Consider the following 15,241-nt stretch of genomic DNA (forward strand, 5'->3'; position numbering starts at 1 on the left):
TTGTTTGATTTGACTCAGCCTGAGGTTGCTCTGATGTTGTTTAAGTTCCGGTCGCGCGTTCTCACGGTGTGTGCCCTCAGTCTTTGCGCGCTCGCTCTGCCTTCCTCGGTGCTGGCGGCTCAAGCTCAGCCGGCGGCTGCCCCCGCCGCCAAGGCCAACTCGCCCATCTTCGTGCTGAACTCGCTGGACGCCGACATCAGCGTGATCGATCCCGCGAGCTTCACCCAGATCAAGCGCATTCCCACCGGCAAGGAGCCGCATCACCTCTATCTGACGCCGGATGAAAAATCCCTGCTGGTGGCCAATGCTCTGGGCGACTCCCTGACCTTCATCAACCCGCAGACGGCGGAAGTGCAGCGCGTGCTGAACGGCATTCCCGACCCCTACCATCTGCGCTTCTCGCCGGATATGAAGTGGTTCGTCACGGCGGCCAACCGCTTGGATCATGTGAGCCTGTACCGCTGGGTGCCCAGCGATGCGGCCAATCCCATGCAGTTGGTCAAGCGCATCCCGGCGCCCAAGACGCCCAGCCATTTGTTCATCGACAGCAAAAGCACCGTGCTCTTTGTGAGCTTGCAAGACAGCAATGAGCTGCTGGCCGTGGACCTGGCCACTCAGACCCCGCGCTGGAAGATCAAGGTCGGCCAGATGCCGGCCGACATCTTTTTGACCCCCGACGACAAGCACATTCTGGTCGCGCTGACGGGTGCCAAGGAGGTGGAGGTGTATGACGTGAGCGGCGCCGCGCCCAAGCTGGTCAAGCATCTGCCCACCGGCAATGGCGCTCACTCCTTCCGCGCCTGGGGCGATAAGCGCCATGTGCTGGTCAGCAACCGTGCGGCCAACACCATCAGCAAGATCGATCTGCAAAGCTTCACCGTGGTGGACGAGTTCCCTGGCCCCAGCGGCCCGGACGATATGGAGGTGCTGGGTGACGGCAAAACCTTGCTGGTGACTTCGCGCTGGGCCGGCAAGCTCACCAAGATCGACACCCAGACCAAGAAGGTGATCCAGCAGGTCAAGGTCGGCAAGTCGCCGCACGGTGTCTGGACCCTGGATCACATGCCGCGTCAGTGATGTTGCGCTCCCGTTTTCTGCGCCCCTTGCTGTGGGCGAGCCTGGCCTTGACGGCACCTGCCGCGCTGGCGACTTGCGACAAGCCGGTTTATCTCAGCTTTGACACCGGTCATATGGGCGTGGCGCCCCTGGTTGCGCAGACGCTGAAGAAGTTCGACGCCAAGGCCAGCTTCTTTCTGGCCAATGAGCCCACGCAAAGCGGCGGTCAGACCCTGGACGCCGAGTGGGCGCCCTGGTGGAAGATGCTGGCGGAGCAGGGCCATGACTTCGGCCCGCACACCTGGGATCACGACACCTGGCTGGAAGACCTGCCCGACGGTCGCTTCAAGGTGCGCACCGCCGCCGGTGTGCAGACCCCGCGCGTCCGTGAGCTGAGCGCCCAGCAGTATTGCGAGAGCTTGAACAAGGTGGCCCAGCGCTTCACCGAGATGACGGGTCGCAAGATGGGCCCCTTGTTCCGTGCCCCGGCCGGTAAAACCTCGCCGGCCTTGCTGGCGGCCGCCAAGACTTGTGGCTACACCCATGTGGGCTGGAGCGCGGCCGGCTTTTTGGGTGATGAGCTGCCCAGCAATCGTTACCCGAACGCGCAGCTGCTGGAGCGCGCCCTGCGCGATATCAAGCCCGGCGATATCCTGATGGCGCATCTGGGCATCTGGTCGCGCCAGGACCCTTGGGCACCGGCCGTTTTGCAGCCCTTGATGCAGGGCCTGAAGGACAAGGGCTTTTGCTTTGCGCCGCTGCGAGAGCATCCTCGCTACGCGCCCTTGTTCGCCCCAGCGCCCGCACTCGCGGCGAGCACCCAGCCTGCTGATCGAATCGCCCCTGCACGGAAACCTTGATGGAATTCTTGAGCGAGCTCTTTGGCCAAGCCCAGCTCTGGCTGTTTGAGACCCTGGTCCAGCCCCTGGTCTTCAATCTGGGCGGGGGCAATCTGCTGGAAGACGCTTTTGCGGCGACCGGCTGGCTGCTGGTCGGCCTGCTGCAGGTGGCGGTGATGTTGACGGCGATTCGTGGCCTGGAAGCCTGGCGGCCGGTGGAGGATCAGGGCGATGCCCAAAGCCGAGCGGAGGTGCGTGTGGACGTGATCTACACCCTGAGCCATCGCCTGGGTCTGTTCCGTTTGGCCATGTTCTTCAGCATCGACCCTGCCTGGGACTGGTTGGCCGGTCAGATGCGCCTGGCCGGCGTGCCGACCTTCCAGCTCGATGCCTTGTGGCCCGGCGTTAGCGATGTGCCCCTGGTGAGCTTTTGCCTGTACCTGCTGGTGTTTGACTTCGTCAACTACTGGTTGCACCGCGGCCAGCATCAGTGGGATTGGTGGTGGGCCCTGCATTCCCTGCACCACAGCCAGCGCCGCATGAGCATGTGGAGCGATAACCGCAACCACCTGCTGGACGATGTGATTCGCGACGCGGTCTTTGTGCTGCTGGCGCGCTTCATCGGCGTGGAGCCGGGCCAGTTCATCGCCCTGGTGGCGCTCTCGCAGCTGATGGAAAACCTGCAGCACGCCAATGTGCGCCTCTGGTTCGGCCCGGTGCTGGAACGCCTGGTCGTCAGCCCGCGCTTTCATCGCCGCCATCACTCGATCGGCATCGGCCACGAGTCGGCAGGCAAGGGCACCTTGGGTGGCCACAACTTCGGTGTGCTCTTCCCTTTTTGGGACCAGCTCTTCGGCACCGCCGACTTCAAGCTGCAATGGGATGCGACCGGTGTGCGCGACCAGTTGCCGGAGGAGGGCGGGCGCGACTATGGTCAGGGCTTCTGGGCCCAGCAGCGTCTGGGCCTGATGCGTTTGATTGGCAAGGCCTGAGCAAGCCCTAGGCAAGCCCATCAGTAAGATGTCGCCCATCGAGATGAAGTGCGCTTGAGCAAGCGCGTGAGGAGGACCTCCATGGTCAGTTCAATGAGTCGGGTGGCCGATGCCTTTTGGCGTGCGGCGGCCTATTGTTTCCGGCCGCGGGTGATCGCGCTGTCCATCCTGCCCCTGTTGGTGTCGGCTGCGCTGGCCTTCGGCCTGGGTTATTTTTTCTGGGAGGACGCGGTCGCCGGCATGCGCGCCACGCTGGACTCCTGGCGCTTGATCGACACCTTGCTGGGCTGGCTGGACCATGTGGGCGCGGCAGGTTTCCGCAGCGTGATGGCGCCGCTGCTGGTGCTGGCCTTCGCCCTGCCGGTGATCGTGGTGCTGAGCCTGTTGCTGGTGGCCTTGATGATGACACCGACCCTGGTGCATCTGGTGGCGGAGCGGCGCTTCCCCGCGATGGAGAAAAAGCATGGCGGCCCCTGGTGGAAGGCCCTGAGCTGGTCGCTCTGGCATGGTGTGCTCGCCATTTTTGCGCTCCTGATCAGCATGCCTTTTTGGCTGATCCCGCCCCTGGTGCTGATCCTGCCGCCGCTGATCTGGGGCTGGCTGGGCTACAAGGTCTTTGCCTTTGATGCGCTGGCCGAACATGCCTCGGTGCAGGAGCGCCGCCAGCTGATGCGCCAGCACAAGCTGCCCTTGCTATTGTTGGGCCTGGTGACGGGCTATCTGGGCGCCGCGCCCGCCGCCATCTGGGCTTTTGGTGTGATGGCCGTGGCCTTGGCGCCCATCTTGGTGCTGGTGTCCATCTGGCTCTACACCCTGGTGTTTGCCTTCTCCACCCTGTGGTTTACCCATTACGCTTTGGCCGCGTTGCAGGAGATGCGCGATGCGCGAGCTGAGGTTGCCAAGCCGGCCAGCGTGCCCCCGCTGGTGGAGGTGCTGGACCCTCCCGCGCCAGCGCCCCTGCAGCCGCCCCAACCCGAACAAGGACCCACGTGAAAAAAGTCGGTTTGATCATCATTGGTGACGAGATCTTGTCGGGCAAGCGCCAGGACAAGCACCTCAGCAAATTCATCGAGCTGCTGTCCGCCCGCGGCATGCAGCTGGCCTGGGCCCAGTATTTGGGTGACGACCGCGAACACATCACCGCCCAGCTGCGCCAGGCTTTTGCCAGCGGCGATGTGGTGATCAGCTGCGGCGGCATCGGTGCCACCCCGGACGACCACACCCGTCAGGCCGCCGCCGCGGCTTTGGGCCGTGAGCTTGCCCTGCACCCCGAAGCCAAGACCCTGATCTGGGAGCGCATCAGCCAGATGGCGGCCGAGCAGGGGGCAACACTTGACCCCCAGCACCCCGACACCTTGCGTCGCCTGGAGATGGGCGTGTTCCCGCAGGGCGCCGAGATCATTCCCAACCCCTTCAACAAAATCCCCGGCTTCTCGGTCGGCACGGTCTACTTTGTGCCCGGCTTCCCGGTGATGGCTCACCCCATGATGGAGTGGGTGCTGGACCAGCGCCACGCCGATCTGCATCGCGCCGCCAGCCTGCAAGAAAAATCCTTGATCGTGCAAGGCGCCATGGAGGCCAGCCTGACCCCGCTGATGGAGGCGGTGGAAGCGGCCTTCGGCGGCATCAAGGTCTTCAGCCTGCCCAGCGTGGATCACCCGCAGTGGGGCCGTCATATCGAGTTGGGCGTGAAAGGTGAGGCCAGCCAGATGGACGCCGCCTACGCCATGCTCAAAGCGGGTGTGATCGACTTTGGTGCCAGCATCAGCACTGAGTTGGTGCGCTGATCTGAGTAGCGTTGCATTGTTTTGGTGCACTTGAGTGGGTCAAGCTTGTGCATCTTTGGTGCAAAGCAAGCCGCAAGCCCCTGGCTTCCCCGCATAATTCCAGCGCGCCCCAGCCAATCCCCTCTTGCACGGTGCTGGCACACAAACTGCTTTGTCTAAAGCACGGTGCATGATTGTTGTTAGAGCGCGTGCCGAACAAATTCGTTTCAGTCCCACCCCCAAGATCTACCCGCTAGGAGTTATTGATGGCCAAGACCGTCGCCGACGTGATGAAGATGGTGAAAGAAAACGAAGTCAAGTTTGTTGACTTCCGCTTCACCGATACCCGTGGCAAGGAGCAGCACGTGTCTGTGCCTGTCTCGCATTTCGACGAAGACAAGTTTGTCTCCGGCCATGCGTTTGATGGCTCCTCGATCGCGGGCTGGAAGGGCATTGAAGCCTCGGACATGCTGCTCATGCCCGATCCCAACACCGCCAATATCGACCCCTTCTTCGAAGAGCCCACGCTGTTCATGAGCTGCGACGTGGTCGAGCCCAGCGATGGCAAGGCTTATGAGCGCGACCCGCGCTCGCTGGCCAAGCGCGCCGAAGCCTATCTGAAGTCCTCCGGCCTGGGCGACACCGCCTTCTTCGGCCCGGAGCCTGAATTCTTCATCTTCGACTCGATCCGCTGGAATGTGGACATGTCGGGTTGCTTCGTGAAGATCGACTCCGAAGAAGCCGCCTGGAACACCGGCAAGGACTACGAGAACGGCAACCACGGCTATCGTCCTTCGGTCAAGGGCGGCTACTTCCCCGTGCCTCCGGTCGACTCGGGCCAGGACATGCGCTCGGAAATGAGCTTGATTCTGGAACAGCTGGGCATCCCGGTTGAAGTGCATCACCACGAAGTGGCGAATGCGGGCCAGATGGAAATCGGCACCCGCTTCAGCTCCCTGGTGGAACGCGCCGACTGGACCCAGCTGCAAAAGTACGTGATCCAGAACGTGGCCCATGCCTACGGCAAGACCGCCACCTTCATGCCCAAGCCCATCGTGGGCGACAACGGCTCCGGCATGCACGTGCACCAGTCGGTCTGGAAGGACGGCAAGAACCTGTTCGCCGGCGACGGCTACGGTGGTCTGAGCGAATTCGCCCTGTTCTACATCGGCGGCATCATCAAGCACGCCCGCGCCCTGAACGCCATCACCAACCCCGGCACCAACTCCTACAAGCGTCTGGTCCCTGGCTACGAAGCCCCGGTGAAGCTGGCTTACTCGGCCCGCAACCGCTCGGCCTCGATCCGCATCCCCTTTGTGGCTAACCCCAAGGGTCGTCGTATCGAAGCGCGCTTCCCCGATCCGCTGATGAACCCCTATCTGGGCTTCTCGGCCCTGCTGATGGCAGGTCTGGACGGCGTCGAAAACAAGATCCATCCGGGCGAAGCCGCCACCAAGGATCTCTACCATCTGCCGCCGGAAGAAGACGCGCTGGTGCCTACCGTCTGCCACAGCCTGGAACAGGCGCTGGAGTATCTGGACAAGGACCGCGCCTTCCTGACCAAGGGCGGTGTGTTCACCGACTCCTATATCGACGCTTACATCGAGCTGAAGATGCAGGAAGTGACCCGTATGCGCATGACCACCCATCCGGTGGAATTCGATATGTACTACACCCTGTGATGCGGATGCGGCGCTCAGTTGCCCTGGGTGCCGCTGCTGCCAGCACAGGCTGCCGTGCAGCCAAGGGGACGACTTCGGTCGTCCCTTTTTTTGCCTGGCGCCGCGGCCGTGCACGGGCTCGCAACCGATCCTCTTCCGCTTGGGCCACAATCCGGCCATGTTGATCCGAACCGTCTCGCACAAACGCCTTTCTGCTGCGGCTCTGGGCATTGCCTTGCTGGCCGCCGGTGCCAGCTCCGCGCAAGCGCAGGCGCCGGTCTATCGCTGCCCGGGCCCGCCGGTGCTTTACACCGACGCACTCAGCCCCAAGGAAGCCCAGGACAAGGGCTGCCGCACCATCGAAGGCACGCCCATCACGGTGCTGCAATCACCCAAGCCGCGCGCAAGCTCGGGCGGGGCAGCGGCCACGCCATCGTCGGCGAGTTCTGAGTCCGCCAAGGTGGACCCGGCTCAGCAGCGCAATCGCGACAGCGAACGCCGCCGGGTGCTGGAGACCGAGTTGCGTGAGGCCGAGGAGCGTTTGGCCACCGCCCAGCGCGAATTGCTGGCCGGCGCTGAACGCAAGGGCGAAGAGCGCAACTACCAGAAGTATCTGGATCGCATGACCGAGCTCAAGGCCAATGTCAGTCGCCAGGAGAACGATATCCAGGCGCTTAAACGCGAGATCAGCAAGCTGCCCTAAGCGCTGCTCTTGGCGGCAATGCGCTTCGCTTTGGCCAAGGCTATGCGCCGGGGGCGGCTCCCACACCATGAGCGATAGCAGCCAACACAGCAGCCCCAATTTCGATGCCTTCGACACCCTGGCCACCATGGTGGCCGTGGTGCAAGCCGATGGCGAATGCCTGTTCGCCAACGCGGCCTTTGAGAACGCCATGCGTTTGTCGCGCCGCGCGGTGCAGCGCAGCCATCTCTACGACTGGTTTGTGGACAGCCAACGCCTGCGCGACACCGTGCAGGGCGTGGCCCGCAATGCCTATTCCAGCAGCCGTTTCGACGCCGTCTTGCGCCGCGGTGCCCGCCAGGCGGCGCCGGGTCAGCTGGCCGACGAACTCTCCGTCCATGTGATCGTCTCGCAGACCGAGTTCGAGGATTTGGTCTTGGTCGAGTTGATTGAGAACGCTCAGCAGACTCGCCAAGACCGCGAGGAGCGCACCTTCGATCAGGTGCAGGCCACCAAGGAGCTGACTCGCAATCTGGCGCACGAGATCAAGAACCCGCTGGGCGGCATCCGTGGCGCGGCGCAGCTGCTGGCCATGGAGCTGCAGCCCGATTTGCAGGAATACACCCAGGTCATCATCCACGAGGTGGATCGCCTGCAGTCCCTGGTCGATCGCCTGCTCGCGCCGCATCGCCATGCCCCCGTGGTGGGCGATGTGAACATCCATGAAATCTGCGAGCGGGTACGCAGCCTGATCCTGGTCGAGTACCCGCGTGGCCTCAAGATCGTGCGCGACTACGACACCTCCTTGCCCGACTTCCGTGGCGACCGCGAACAGCTGATTCAAGCGGTATTGAACATCGTGCAGAACGCCGCCCTGGCCTTGCTGCCGCAGATGCAAGAGCGTTCGCCGGGCGCGGATGATGGGGTGGCGGGGGAGGGTGGCGCCTGCATCACCCTGCGTACCCGGGTGGCCCGCCAGGTCACGATTGGCAAGCAGCGTTGGCGCTTGGCATTGGAATTGCATGTGGAAGACAACGGCCCCGGTGTACCGGCCGAGATTCGTGAGCGCATCTTCTTTCCCCTGGTCTCGGGGCGAGAGGGCGGCACCGGTCTTGGCCTGACGCTCGCGCAAACCATCGCCCAGCAACACCAGGGCATGATCGATTGCGAGAGCGAGCCGGGTCGGACCGATTTTCGAATGACCTTGCCATTGCCCTGACCTGAATCAGCCGCACAGGAAACTGCATGAAATCCATCTGGGTAGTTGACGACGACCACTCCATCCGCTTTGTGCTCGAAAAAGCGCTGAGCCGCGAGGGCCTGCCGGTACGCACCTTCAGCAATGCGCGTGATCTGCTCGCAGCCTTGGAAACCGAGAGCCCGCAGGTGCTGGTGTCCGACATCCGCATGCCGGGCGGCTCAGGGCTCGATCTGCTGGCCAAGGTCAAGACCAAGCTGCCGCATCTGCCCGTCATCATCATGACGGCTTACTCCGATCTGGACAGCGCCGTCTCGGCCTTCCAGGGCGGGGCCTTTGAGTACCTGCCCAAGCCTTTTGATCTGCCCCGCGCGGTCGAGTTGATCCGTCGCGCGCAAGAGGAAAGCCAGCGCGAGGCCGTGGCCGAGGAGGCCGCCGCCCAGCTGCCCGAGATGCTGGGCCAGGCCCCGGCCATGCAGGATGTGTTCCGAGCTATTGGTCGGCTGAGTCAGAGCAACGTCACGGTCTTGATCACCGGCGAATCCGGCTCCGGCAAGGAGTTGGTGGCGCGGGCTCTGCACAAGCACAGCCCGCGTGGCGACGCTGGCACGAACGGGCCTTTCGTGGCTATTAACACGGCGGCCATCCCCAAGGATTTGCTGGAATCCGAACTCTTCGGCCATGAGCGCGGCGCCTTCACCGGCGCCCAAGCCAGCCGCCGGGGCCGCTTCGAGCAGGCCGATGGCGGCACCTTGTTCCTGGATGAAATCGGCGATATGCCGCTGGATCTGCAAACGCGCTTGCTGCGGGTTTTGTCTGACGGTCAGTTCTACCGCGTCGGCGGCCACAGCCCCTTGCGCAGCAATGTGCGGGTCATCGCCGCCACCCACCAGAACCTGGAGGAGCGGGTGCGCCAGGGCGCATTCCGGGAAGACTTGTTCCACCGCCTCAACGTCATCCGCCTGCGCCTGCCCGCCTTGCGCGAGCGCAGCGAAGACGTGCCGGTGCTGGCCCGCTTTTTCCTGCAGCGTAGTGCCACCGAGTTGGGCGTGGAGCCCAAGCGCCTCAGCGACGCCGCCCTGGCGCGCCTGAGCAGCTTTGACTACCCCGGCAATGTGCGCCAGCTGGAGAACATCTGCCACTGGCTCAGCGTGATGGCCCCCAGCCAGCTGATCGAGGCCAAGGATCTGCCGCCCGAGCTGCTGGGCGTGCCGGCCGCTACTGCCGTCCCAGCGCTGGCGCCTTCCTCGCCTGCCCAGTTGCCTAGCGAAGGAGGTTCCGCCGCCGCCTTGCCCCTGATGCCAGCTGCAGCCACTGCCGGCACCGAAGCCTGGGTGGCCGAGATGGCCCGTGAGGCGCGCCGTCTGCTGGCTGCAGGGGAGACCGATGTCTGGGATGTGCTGACCCGCCGCTTCGAGGCCAGCCTAATCTTGACCGCCCTCGACATGACCCGTGGCCGCCGCATCGAGGCAGCGCAAAAACTGGGCATAGGCCGCAACACCATCACCCGCAAGATTCAGGAGTTGAATCTGGACGTGTGAGCAGCGGTCGAGCGTCCGAAGCTAAAAAAACTGCCCCCAGATCAGCGGCGATGCCTCAGAACGCCCATTTCCAGGGACTGTCCTGGGTTCGGGGGGCCGCCCACTCACTACACTCCTGCCCAACAGTTTCAGGAGTTTGAAGATGAGTTACTTTCCCAAATGGCGTGAGGTCTCGGCCGCTGATGGCCGTGCCGTGGCCACCGACGAGCGCCTGCCCTGGCCGCAAACCTTGGCCATGGGCTTGCAGCATGTGATCGCCATGTTTGGCGCGACCGTGCTGGCCCCGCTGCTGATGGGCTTTGACCCGAATGTGGCGATTCTGATGAGCGGCATCGGCACACTGATCTTTTTCGCCGTGGTGGGCGGCCGCGTGCCCAGCTATCTGGGCTCCAGCTTCGCCTTCATCGGCGTGGTCATCGCCGCCACCGGCTATGCCGGCAGCGGGCCCAACCCCAATATCGGCCTGGCCCTGGGCGGCATCATCGCCTGCGGCGCGGTTTATCTGGGCGTGGGCCTTCTGGTCAGCCTGCTGGGCACGCGCTGGATCGAGAGCCTGATGCCGCCGGTGGTGACCGGCGCGGTGGTGGCGGTGATCGGCCTCAACCTGGCCGGCATCCCCATCAAGAATATGGCGCCCACCGGCTTTGACGCCTGGATGCAGGGCCTGACCTTCATCAGCGTGGCCCTGGTGGCCGTTTACACCCGTGGCATGGCCCAGCGCCTGCTGATCCTGATCGGCCTTGTCGCCGCCACCCTGATTTACGCCTTGCTGACCAATGGCTTGGGTCTGGGCAAGCCGATTGATCTTTCGGGCGTGGCCGGGGCCGCCTGGTTCGGTCTGCCCAAATTCGCTGCGCCCCAGTTTGATGCAGGCGCCATGCTGCTGATCGTGCCGGTGGTCGTCATTCTGGTGGCCGAGAACCTGGGTCATATCAAGGCCGTCAGCGCCATGACCGGGCAGGACCTGGACCGCTATATGGGCCGCGCCTTTGTGGGCGACGGCCTGGCCACCATGGTCAGCGGTGCGGCCGGTGGCACCGGCGTGACCACCTATGCCGAGAACATCGGCGTGATGGCGGCCACCCGCATCTACTCCACCCTCATCTTTGTGATCGCTGCTTTATTGGGCGTGCTTTTGGGTTTCTCGCCCAAGTTTGGTGCCTTGATCCAAGCCATCCCGCTGGCGGTGATGGGCGGCGTCAGCATCGTCGTCTTCGGCCTGATCACCGTGGCCGGCGCCAAGATCTGGGTGGACAACAAGGTCGACTTCTCCGACAGCCGCAATCTGATGGTCGTCGCCATCACCTTGGTCTTGGGTACCGGCGACTACACGCTCAAATTCGGCGGCATGGCCCTGGGCGGTATCGGCACCGCGACCTTTGGCGCGATCTTGCTCTACGCTTTGTTGTCGATTGGGAAGAAACGCTGACCGCAACTCGGCCGGATCGAAATCTTCCCTCACCCACCCTCATCAGGAATCAAGATGCCTTACATCAGTTTTGAAGCCGGAGCCTTGAGCGCGGAGGTGAAGCGAGAGCTGATCCGCAGACTGACCGAAGTGTCGGCGGAGATCATGAATATTCCTAAGGACTACTTCTTCGTGTCCATTCATGAACTGCCCAATGAAAACGTGGCGATTGCCGGTAAAGATGTGAACGAGTTGAGGGCTGAACTCGCGGCGCGCAAAGCTTCGTCCTCGCCGAGCTAAGTTGAGCACAAAGGCGCGGACCTCAGGGCCGCCCTTTGCGCAAGGATAGAGCTTGCTTTGCGCTGCGAATGCGTTCTCAAGACTTCGGCGTCTGCGCGTCGGCCAGCTTGTCCAACCACACCCCCACGCCCTGGGCATTGAGCTCAATGTCCATCTGCAGCAAATCCAGTTGCGCGTCCGGGCTGAGCTTGGCGCCGCAGCCATGGGCATCCAGGCTGTCGAGGTAGAGCGTGCTCAAGCCTTGCTTGAGCAGGGCGTGGCGATCGGGCGAACGGGCCACGCGGTGAGCCAAGGCCACGGTGGCCTCCAGCAATCGCAAGAGCCCCAGGCTCAAGGCCTTGGGTGAACCCACGCGACCGAAGTGCGTCAGATACATGGACTCGGGCTCATAGCTCAGCAAGCGGGCGATGGAGGCGCGCAGCGCCTCGGGCTCGAACTGCACGGGTGTGCTGGTGGGCATCAGCCAAGCGCCCTTGTCGCTATCGAACTCGCGGTAGCTGAGGCCAAAGGTGTCGCCGGTGAACCAGCCCCGGCTGCGGGCGTCCCAGATGCAGTGGTGGTGGCGGGCGTGGCCGGGCGTGTCGAGCAGCAGCAAGGGTCGACCGCCCAGCTCAATCTGCATCTCATCATGGCTGGCCAGGGTGCGAGACTCGGCGACCGGCAAGAGCTGACCGTAGGAGCGCAGCATTTCTTCCTCGCCGTAGACGGCCAGCGCACCGGCCCACAGTGCGCTGGGGTCGATCATGTGACGCTGGCCGCGCGGGTGGACGAGCAGGCGGGCTTGGGGCAGCTGCTGCATCAAGAGGCCCACGCCGCCGGCATGATCCAGATGCACATGGGTGGGGATGACCCAGTCCACCGCGGCGGGCGACAAGCCCAGGGCCTGGAGTGCTGCCAGCAGGCGTGGCACGGCGTGATTGGTGCCGGTGTCGATGAAGGCGGCGCGGCCGTTTTCCACCAGCAGGTAGGCCGCATCGAAACGCGGGCGCTGAAAGCCGGTGTCGATGGCGTAAATGCCCTGGCCCAAATCCTCTACAAAGTCGGGTGTCATGCGGTCGGCCTCCTAGAATTGCCTCAACAACGATAACCCAAGGACGAAAGACAGCCCATGGCCGTGCACGAGATTTTGAAGATGGGCGACCCGCGTCTGCTGCGAGTGGCCAAGCCGGTGACGAACTTCGGCACGCCCGAGTTGCGCAGCCTGATTGCCGATATGTTTGACACCATGAAGGCCGCCAACGGTGCCGGCCTGGCCGCGCCGCAGATCGGTGTGGATTTGCAGCTGGTGATCTTTGGCTACCAGAGCAATGTGCGCTACCCCGATGCGCCGCCGGTGCCGCCCACGGTCTTGATCAATCCGGTCATCACACCCTTGAGCGACCAGATGGAAGAGGGCTGGGAGGGCTGCCTCTCGGTGCCGGGCCTGCGCGGCGTGGTGCAGCGTTTTGCCCGCCTGCGCTACAACGGCTTCGATGCCGAGGGCCAGGCTTTTGAGCGCGAGGCCGAGGGCTTCCATGCCCGCGTGGTTCAGCATGAGTGCGACCATCTGCAAGGCATGCTCTACCCCATGCGGGTCAAGGACTTCAGCCGCTTCGGCTACACCTCGGTGCTGTTCCCTGAGCTGGACCCGACGGACGACGATTGATGGGACAGGATTGAAATAGTTTGTAAGCCCTGTCCTCGACCCAGCCTGCTCAAACGTTCAGCAGCAAGAACAAGGAGCAAAGCATGTCGCGATCCATTGCTGCCAGTTGGCCCGGGACGGCCAATTCACAGGGAATCAATGTTTTTCAGCGCCTGTGCCTGGGCCTGCTGCTGGGCCTGGCCCTGCTGGCGGCCAAGCCGGCCAAGGCCGACCCGCCCACGCGCGCGGGCCGGGTGGCTGAGGTGGTGGGGGATGCTTGGCTCTTTGATGCCGAGAGCAAGGAATGGGTGCGATTGCTGCGCAACCAGACCGTGGCCGAGGGCGACCGCCTGCGCACGGACGAGCGCTCGCGGGTAAGCCTGCGCGTGGGCTCCACCAGCTTGTGGGTGGACGAGCGCAGCGATCTTGAATTCACCCAGCTCGATGAGGGCCGCGTGCTGCTGCAATTGGCCCGGGGCGATTTGGGCCTGCGCCTGCGTTCGCAAGAGGCCGTCAGCGAGTACAAGGTGCAGACCCGCGAGGGCATGAGCTTTGCCGAGCGCGAGGGCTTGTACCGTGTGGAGCAGTTGGATCGCGGCAGCAAGGTCTACGCCTTGCAGGGTCGGCTGCGCTTTGAATCGGGCCGGGGTGGCGATGTGCAGCCCGTCTGGCTGGAAAGCGGTGAGCAGGCCGAGCTGTGGTGGGCCAATGGCCCGCGCACCGAGAGGCAGCGCCTGGAAGGCGATAGCTTCTCCGATTGGGTGTTGGCGCAAAGCCGGGCCGAGGGCGATAGCCTGCCGGCCGTGGCCCAACGCTATGTCTCGCCCGAGATGACGGGTGTCGAGGACCTGGATCGCAATGGCCGCTGGGAGCAGTCGAGCGAGTTCGGCGCGGTCTGGATCCCCACGGTGGTGGTGGCCGACTGGGCGCCATACCGCTATGGCCGCTGGGTCTGGACCCGCCACTGGGGCTGGAGCTGGGTGGACGATGCGCCCTGGGGCTTCGCGCCTTTCCATTACGGCCGCTGGGTGCACTGGGGCAATCGCTGGTGCTGGGCACCGGGCCGTTATGCGGTGCGCCCGGTTTATGCCCCAGCCTTGGTGGCCTGGGTGGGTGGTGGCGGCTTGAGCGTCGGCGTGACGATTGGCAGCAACCGCCCACCACCGCCGCGCTACGGCTGGTACCCGCTGGCGCCGCGTGAAGTCTATGTGCCGGGCTATCGTCACAGCCCCGGCTACGAACACCGCCTCAACGGTGACCGTGACCCGGTGACGGTGCAGCGCCCCCATCGCAATCGCGAGGTGGTCGGTGCCGTCAGCTATCTGCCCGGCCAGGGCGGCCCGGCGCGGCCCATGCCCGTGGCCGACCTGGGTCCGGTGCGTGCCCTGCCCACGGCGCCGGCCCGCAATGAGTTGCAAAGCTATCTGCCCCAGCGCCCCAGCCGCGAGGCGAATACGCCGCAAACGGTCAATCGGCCAGGTGCAGACGGCAAGGGCCCCGCCATGCCCTGGCGAAGTGAAAACGCCAGCCGCCGTGAGCGCGAGCGGGAGCGCGACTTCGCCGGCCCTGAGCCCGTGCGCAATGCCGTCTTGCCCAGTCAGACGGGCCCGGCCGCGAATCCGAATCCAAATCCGAATCCGAACGCGGGCATGAACCCGGCTCGTCCTGCGGACCTGCCTTGGCGAGGCAATCGCGAGCAAGAGCCGCGCCAGAGCCCGCCGCAGAACCAGGCTGTTCAGCCTCAGCCCCAACCGCAGCAGCCGCCGCCGGTGATGAACAACGGGCTGCCGCAACGGCCTTCCGATTCACGCGATCGGGGCTGGGAGCGGAATGCCGAGCGGAACGCAGATCGGAATCAAGAACGCAATATCGAGAGGCGTGAGGAGCCGCCGGTGGATCGCAGTGGCCCGACACGCAATCCGGGGTTTGAACGTGCGATGGAGCGCCCGCCCGAACGTCAGATGGAGCGTCAGATGGATCGTCAAATCGAGCGCCCACCCGAACGCGCACGGGCCATGGACCTGCCCCAGCGTGCGCCCGAGGCTCGCCCGCCCAGCCCGCCGCCTGCGCCCCCAGCAGCTCAGCCGCAGGCCCAACAAGGCCCGAGCCGTAGCGAAGGCAATGGCCCGCCGCGCCGGGGCGCTGCGGAGCAGGACAAGCGCTGATTCAACTCA

14 protein-coding genes are annotated in these 15,241 nt (G+C 64.3%); 13 read left to right on the plus strand and 1 reads right to left on the minus strand.

Annotated features, from left to right (window positions below; genetic code table 11):
• Positions 1-33: 33 nt before the first annotated feature.
• The 11 genes from DBR47_RS15820 (at position 34) to dmpI (ending at position 11,443) form a co-directional block, all read left to right on the plus strand.
• Positions 34-1,077, plus strand: coding sequence for a YncE family protein (locus DBR47_RS15820; protein ID WP_124451748.1), 1,044 nt, complete (start codon positions 34-36; stop codon positions 1,075-1,077).
• Complete coding sequence (locus tag DBR47_RS15825) at positions 1,077-1,916, plus strand: polysaccharide deacetylase family protein (protein WP_124451750.1); 840 nt, start codon at positions 1,077-1,079, stop codon at positions 1,914-1,916. Before DBR47_RS15820 ends, DBR47_RS15825 begins: the two co-directional genes overlap by 1 nt.
• A complete protein-coding gene (locus tag DBR47_RS15830; RefSeq protein WP_124451752.1) occupies positions 1,916-2,887 on the plus strand; it encodes a sterol desaturase family protein in 972 nt (323 codons plus the stop codon). The genes DBR47_RS15825 and DBR47_RS15830 overlap by 1 nt, the downstream gene beginning before the upstream one ends.
• An 81-nt stretch (positions 2,888-2,968) precedes the next feature.
• Positions 2,969-3,880, plus strand: a complete 912-nt coding sequence (locus DBR47_RS15835; protein ID WP_231512335.1) for an EI24 domain-containing protein — start codon at positions 2,969-2,971, stop codon at positions 3,878-3,880.
• Complete coding sequence (locus DBR47_RS15840; protein ID WP_124451754.1) at positions 3,877-4,674, plus strand: molybdopterin-binding protein; 798 nt, start codon at positions 3,877-3,879, stop codon at positions 4,672-4,674. The genes DBR47_RS15835 and DBR47_RS15840 overlap by 4 nt, the downstream gene beginning before the upstream one ends.
• A 245-nt stretch (positions 4,675-4,919) precedes the next feature.
• On the plus strand, positions 4,920-6,335 hold the full coding sequence (glnA, locus tag DBR47_RS15845; protein WP_124451756.1) for a type I glutamate--ammonia ligase: 1,416 nt from the start codon (positions 4,920-4,922) through the stop codon (positions 6,333-6,335).
• A gap of 157 nt (positions 6,336-6,492) precedes the next feature.
• Positions 6,493-7,017, plus strand: a complete 525-nt coding sequence (locus DBR47_RS15850; protein ID WP_124451758.1) for a hypothetical protein — start codon at positions 6,493-6,495, stop codon at positions 7,015-7,017.
• A 67-nt stretch (positions 7,018-7,084) separates the two neighbouring features.
• The gene (gene glnL, locus DBR47_RS15855) at positions 7,085-8,215 is read left to right on the plus strand and encodes a nitrogen regulation protein NR(II) (RefSeq protein ID WP_124451760.1); all 1,131 of its coding nucleotides are present in this window, start codon (positions 7,085-7,087) and stop codon (positions 8,213-8,215) included.
• Positions 8,216-8,241: 26 nt separating this feature from the next.
• Positions 8,242-9,735 carry a nitrogen regulation protein NR(I) gene (gene ntrC, locus DBR47_RS15860; protein WP_124451762.1) on the plus strand — a complete coding sequence of 498 codons (1,494 nt, stop codon included), beginning with the start codon at positions 8,242-8,244 and terminating at the stop codon, positions 9,733-9,735.
• 142 nt (positions 9,736-9,877) lie between these two features.
• Complete coding sequence (locus tag DBR47_RS15865) at positions 9,878-11,164, plus strand: solute carrier family 23 protein (RefSeq protein ID WP_124451764.1); 1,287 nt, start codon at positions 9,878-9,880, stop codon at positions 11,162-11,164.
• A gap of 54 nt (positions 11,165-11,218) precedes the next feature.
• Positions 11,219-11,443 (plus strand): 4-oxalocrotonate tautomerase DmpI, encoded by a 225-nt coding sequence (gene dmpI / locus DBR47_RS15870; RefSeq protein WP_124451766.1) that lies wholly within the window; start codon positions 11,219-11,221, stop codon positions 11,441-11,443.
• Positions 11,444-11,519: 76 nt separating this feature from the next.
• Here dmpI and DBR47_RS15875 read toward each other — a convergent pair whose 3' ends face one another.
• Complete coding sequence (locus tag DBR47_RS15875; RefSeq protein WP_124451768.1) at positions 11,520-12,494, minus strand: MBL fold metallo-hydrolase; 975 nt, start codon at positions 12,492-12,494, stop codon at positions 11,520-11,522.
• A 57-nt stretch (positions 12,495-12,551) separates the two neighbouring features.
• Here DBR47_RS15875 and def point away from each other — a divergent pair, with 57 nt between their 5' ends.
• Positions 12,552-13,088 carry a peptide deformylase gene (gene def, locus DBR47_RS15880; RefSeq protein ID WP_124451770.1) on the plus strand — a complete coding sequence of 179 codons (537 nt, stop codon included), beginning with the start codon at positions 12,552-12,554 and terminating at the stop codon, positions 13,086-13,088.
• Positions 13,089-13,171: 83 nt separating this feature from the next.
• Complete coding sequence (locus tag DBR47_RS15885) at positions 13,172-15,232, plus strand: DUF6600 domain-containing protein (RefSeq protein ID WP_124451772.1); 2,061 nt, start codon at positions 13,172-13,174, stop codon at positions 15,230-15,232.
• The last annotated feature ends 9 nt before the right edge of the window (positions 15,233-15,241 follow it).

Origin of the sequence: Paucibacter sp. KBW04 (assembly GCF_003852425.1) — a bacterium.
In the GTDB taxonomy this organism is placed as follows: Bacteria; Pseudomonadota; Gammaproteobacteria; order Burkholderiales; family Burkholderiaceae_C; genus Paucibacter_A.

What these genes read in the sequence shown, in the direction of transcription:
- DBR47_RS15885 (WP_124451772.1), top strand. Translation starts at nt 13,172, where the DNA reads ATGTCGCGATCCATTGCTGCCAGTTGGCCCGGGACGGCCAATTCACAG.
- glnA (WP_124451756.1), top strand. Translation starts at nt 4,920, where the DNA reads ATGGCCAAGACCGTCGCCGACGTGATGAAGATGGTGAAAGAAAACGAA.
- DBR47_RS15850 (WP_124451758.1), top strand. Translation starts at nt 6,493, where the DNA reads ATGTTGATCCGAACCGTCTCGCACAAACGCCTTTCTGCTGCGGCTCTG.
- DBR47_RS15835 (WP_231512335.1), top strand. Translation starts at nt 2,969, where the DNA reads ATGGTCAGTTCAATGAGTCGGGTGGCCGATGCCTTTTGGCGTGCGGCG.
- DBR47_RS15865 (WP_124451764.1), top strand. Translation starts at nt 9,878, where the DNA reads ATGAGTTACTTTCCCAAATGGCGTGAGGTCTCGGCCGCTGATGGCCGT.
- DBR47_RS15825 (WP_124451750.1), top strand. Translation starts at nt 1,077, where the DNA reads ATGTTGCGCTCCCGTTTTCTGCGCCCCTTGCTGTGGGCGAGCCTGGCC.
- DBR47_RS15830 (WP_124451752.1), top strand. Translation starts at nt 1,916, where the DNA reads ATGGAATTCTTGAGCGAGCTCTTTGGCCAAGCCCAGCTCTGGCTGTTT.
- glnL (WP_124451760.1), top strand. Translation starts at nt 7,085, where the DNA reads ATGAGCGATAGCAGCCAACACAGCAGCCCCAATTTCGATGCCTTCGAC.
- DBR47_RS15875 (WP_124451768.1), bottom strand. Translation starts at nt 12,494, where the DNA reads ATGACACCCGACTTTGTAGAGGATTTGGGCCAGGGCATTTACGCCATC.
- ntrC (WP_124451762.1), top strand. Translation starts at nt 8,242, where the DNA reads ATGAAATCCATCTGGGTAGTTGACGACGACCACTCCATCCGCTTTGTG.
- def (WP_124451770.1), top strand. Translation starts at nt 12,552, where the DNA reads ATGGCCGTGCACGAGATTTTGAAGATGGGCGACCCGCGTCTGCTGCGA.
- DBR47_RS15820 (WP_124451748.1), top strand. Translation starts at nt 34, where the DNA reads ATGTTGTTTAAGTTCCGGTCGCGCGTTCTCACGGTGTGTGCCCTCAGT.
- dmpI (WP_124451766.1), top strand. Translation starts at nt 11,219, where the DNA reads ATGCCTTACATCAGTTTTGAAGCCGGAGCCTTGAGCGCGGAGGTGAAG.